Source organism: Flavobacteriales bacterium, assembly GCA_013214975.1.
Lineage (GTDB): Bacteria > Bacteroidota > Bacteroidia > DT-38 > DT-38 > DT-38.
Genome location: JABSPR010000033.1, coordinates 1 through 4,304, shown reverse-complemented (window position 1 = coordinate 4,304; position 4,304 = coordinate 1). Strand labels below are relative to the sequence as shown.

Genomic DNA, 4,304 nt, shown 5'->3' with positions numbered 1-4,304 from the left:
CTGCTGCCGGATCGAACCAGACTTCGAACCATTCTTCCTCGCCTGCCTTAATTTTATCAACGTCTCCATATTCAACAACTGGAGAATAACTTGGTGTGTATGTACCTCCTGTTGCAGTAATGTCTATAGAACCATCGCAATCTGTTGTGCAAGTTTCTGGATTAACAGTTGGGTTTTCTAATAAAACTGGAGCGGTAGCCGCTAAATCGACGACTAATACTCCTGTACATAATAATGCATCGGTAATAGTCATGTCATAGATTGCAGGACAAAGTGGGTCGAACGTGACATCGCCTGCAACTCCCACCACAGAACCAGATCCACCAATATCGCTTGTCCAATCAATCGTATAATTTGGGTTTCCACCATAAGAATTAACCTGAATTATTCCATCGCATTGGCCATTACAAACTGGTCTTACAGCGAATTCCTCCGACAGGGAAGGCCCAGCAGTGGTTACCGTAAAATCATCGCAAGTCGCACCATCAATTCCACAATCTACTCTAAAAGTATACTGACCTATACCATCAGCAGGTGAAAGACTCCCTGCATTTACAAGAGCTTCTACATCCAATACATGCGGAAAATTCTTAACGGAAGTTCCGCTTTGTCCAACAATTGCAATGTCCTCTAAATACCATTGATAAGGACAATCCATCGTATCTGTAATTCCCTCTAACGCGAAAGCTCCAGAACATGGTTTTTGTGCATTTCCTGCATCAATACTACTCTGGCCGCCACCTTCAACACCAACTGTAGCTGCGAAAGATACGCCTGTACAAGAAATATCTGCAGAAATTACAAAGTTGTCGAAGAGTTGATATAAAGTACAAGCCTTATCAGGATAGCCATTGTAACCAGGTATTTCTTCACAGTCCATCCCAAAATACATGCTATTAATATCTACAGTCGGTGTAAAGCAAAAGCAATGGTTATCCCATACTTCATCAGTTGATCCTGAATTCACATATGGGGCCCCTAGTTTCTCATAGCCCGTCGGGCAGGTTGTCCCCATTGCCCATCCACCTAAATGTGAACCATCCGCATTAACAGCATTACTTCCAAAAAGTTGCATAGGATACGGAGTGAAGGGATCCATCTCACAATCGCCCTCAAGGTAGTCTGTATTTGCTGTTTCCGCTAGCCAAAAGTTAAAACAATGCTCAACGCCTGCCAACGCTGGGGAATGCAAATTAAAAGACATGTATTCTCTCCAATCATCCGTTACTTGCGCTCCTTGAAAAACATCTCCCAATATCGGTTGATTTATAGCATCTGCATGTGAAGCAATAGCATCATCTAGACCACCGTATAATGGTGCACCACAATTTGCATCAAACCAATCTGTAGAGCCATTATTACCCGGGTCGGAAGGAACTGGCCAATCGTCGATTGGCAACGGATTCATATATGCCCATTTCTCAGTTATACAGCCGGTTGTGTGTTCCATACTAAAATTAGATACCAAGCCAGTATCGGATAAGGTTAGAACCCCACCACATAAACAATCCGAATCATTCAAATCAATGAAGCCATCTCCGTCATCATCCAAAGCATTGTCGCAAATTTCAACTTGCGCCATCGCCATGCTGCTAATTAGCATAAGAATAAAAATGCCTATAAACCTTTTGTTCATATAGCTCTTAGGTAATTTCCGATTTAACATCATCATATGTTCAATATTCTTTTACTTGCTTCAAATCTAGGAGAGTATATACTCCAAAAATAATTAATTAAACGCTATACTCCTGTCTACTTAATTAATTTTATCGCCTTATTCGTCTTTTGTTGTTAATTAAATTCATGTTCATTACAGACATGTCGTAATTAAGGAGCAAAGGTTGCCTCTTAATCTCAAAAATATTTTGGGTTGTTAACAATTGTGCATAAGTGTAAAATGCAGGATATGCATTACGATACAAGCACATTATTATACACCCCAACTCTCTCGCATGCAGGCATTTACATTCTTTATGAACGCATAATTAAAACCGTGTTCATACTATAAGTCGCGTACTTGCATAAAAGGTTGCCTACTGAGAGAGAATAATTTTGAGAATTTTTTATTAATAGGCTTCAATACTTATATATTTTGCAACTATTAGAATATAAATATACTATTTTTTAATATATACCTCTTTCATTGTATCTCTACACGTCGATAACTCGTATCAAAATCAGCATTTTCAACGATTGAGAAAAGTTATTTTTTTGCTAAAAAAAAGAGAACTAAATGGTTTGTAAAAAAAATCGCTAACTTTTCCCTCGGAACGCAAATTAGGCTTACTATTCTGCGATTTTATTGATGAGAACTAGTACAATGAAAGAAAACGAATATAAAATTGATAAGCAAGATGCACAGATTATCAATTTTCTACACATTGATGGCAGAATGTCTTTTAAAGATATTGCCCAGGAACTAAACGTTTCTGTTGCCACCATCCATAATAGATATAAAAACTTGGTTAAACACAATATCCTCCATGTTGTGGGATGGACAGATGTTACCAAAAATGGCTACAATGGATACTCGAGGGTATTAATTGAAGTTAAGCCAATGAACTTGTTAGAAAATGTGGTTGAGGAACTCATGAAACTGGATGAAATTCCATTCATGGCTTTAATATCTGGTCAATACAGTATTGAAGTTGACGTTGTTTGTAAAGACAATTCAGATTTAGCCAAGATACTTCATACCAAGATCATTAACATTAAAGGAGTAAATCAAACAGACATTACACAGTATTTCGACATCTTACAAGATAACGACTTACCTATAAGTATAAAGAATGAGTGATAAAGAATTTAAAATAGACGAAAAGGACTTCGAAATAATGAGGCATCTTAGAAACGATGGCCGAAAGTCTTTTACTGACATTGCTGCCGAAATGAATTCTTCGGTTGGGATGGTTAGAAATAGGTATAACGAATTAGTCGAAAAAAAGATTTTAGCTGTTGAAGGCTGGGTTGCACCCAGCAAAAGAGGACTCATGAGTTTTGCACGAGTTTCTATTAGTGTTAAACCCGCGAATAAAATTAACGCCGTTACAGAAAAACTAAAATCGGTTACAAACGTTTGTTTTATTGCCGTTTCATCCGGAAAATACAGCATCGATATCTCGTTACTTTCCGAGAGTAATCAAAAATTATTTCAAATATTAAACGATGAAATTCATTCGATTGATGGCGTGGAAGAAACGGACGTTACGATGTATTTCAATATCCTTAAATGGGGAAAAAGGGTAACGGACAAGATTATACCCGGAAAGTCTAAATAATAGTTTTAAGGCTCATAGATTAACTAGCCAACGTCTTCCGTCTTTACTAGTCTGCTAAAAGTTGGTACTGGATTGCATTCAAGTAATTCATTTACTTGGTTTATTGGAGAACCTTCTTTAAACAGATCCTTCATCACATCCTTAAAATCAGCTAGCTTCATCCATTCCTGAATCCATAATACTTGGATTTTATCCGTATTCTGAGGGATAGTTTGAGTGACTCTTATGCAAGATGGATGACTAGCTTTTTTAGGTATCGCGATACTTCGTGTTAAAGCCAAGTATTTTTCTCTTGCTTCTTCGGATTTCAGAGTACATAAGATTGTGACAATACAATGTCCTACTTCTTCATCCTTCTGAGCAGATTGAAAGACTTCCACTGCATCCGGGACAATCTCACAGGATGCATCGTCTTTGTTTTCTTCTTTCATAGTTCTAATTGTTATTTAAGGAATACCAACTTAGCAATAAAAAAGGGATTGTGAATAACACAACCCCTTTTATTAAACTTATACTGAGTATAGTAGCTACCTAATAAGAGTTACACTACCAGCTACTGTCTCTACACTTTCATCGTCCATGTCGGCACGATTAACTCCATCGAAGCCTCTGGCGGAGATCACATAGAAGTAAACGCCATCTGGTACTTCCTCACCAGACATTGTTCTTCCATCCCAAGATGCTTCGGCATTCTCCCAGTGATATAACTTCTCACCCCATCTGTTGTAGATATCGCCAACAAACGTTTCTAGGTTACAGTGCTTAATCATATCGAAGTAATCATTCACTCCATCACCATTTGGTGTAAATACATCTGGGATGTATAGGCAAGATACCGTTCTTACGTTAAAGGATACACTATCCGAAATTGGACAGTAGCCATCTCTGGTTACAGTTAACTTCGCATAGAAGGTAATTGGCATCAGATTCTCGAATGTGAAGTATGGCATACTATCGCCTTCTGCTTCTCCAACCTCTGTTCGGATCATATCGTCAGAGTCTACATCTTCTACAGCACTCCAGTAT

The 4,304-nt window shown here is 38.1% G+C and carries 5 protein-coding genes; 2 read left to right on the top strand and 3 right to left on the bottom strand.

Annotated features, from left to right (window positions below):
• A partial coding sequence (locus tag HRT72_02390) for a hypothetical protein (protein ID NQY66559.1) occupies positions 1-1,582 on the bottom strand: 1,582 nt, incomplete at its 3' end.
• 738 nt (positions 1,583-2,320) lie between these two features.
• On the opposite strand from HRT72_02390, the gene HRT72_02385 reads away from it, so the two are divergent.
• Entirely contained in the window at positions 2,321-2,797 is a 477-nt protein-coding gene (locus tag HRT72_02385; protein ID NQY66558.1) for an Lrp/AsnC family transcriptional regulator, read from the top strand.
• Positions 2,790-3,278, top strand: coding sequence for an Lrp/AsnC family transcriptional regulator (locus tag HRT72_02380; protein NQY66557.1), 489 nt, complete (start codon positions 2,790-2,792; stop codon positions 3,276-3,278). The genes HRT72_02385 and HRT72_02380 overlap by 8 nt, the downstream gene beginning before the upstream one ends.
• A gap of 23 nt (positions 3,279-3,301) precedes the next feature.
• Here HRT72_02380 and HRT72_02375 read toward each other — a convergent pair whose 3' ends face one another.
• Both HRT72_02375 and HRT72_02370 read right to left on the bottom strand, forming a co-directional pair.
• Complete coding sequence (locus tag HRT72_02375) at positions 3,302-3,709, bottom strand: hypothetical protein (GenBank protein ID NQY66556.1); 408 nt, start codon at positions 3,707-3,709, stop codon at positions 3,302-3,304.
• Between the two features lie 96 nt (positions 3,710-3,805).
• Positions 3,806-4,304 (bottom strand): gliding motility-associated C-terminal domain-containing protein (locus HRT72_02370; GenBank protein NQY66555.1); only part of this gene is annotated, 499 nt, incomplete at its 5' end.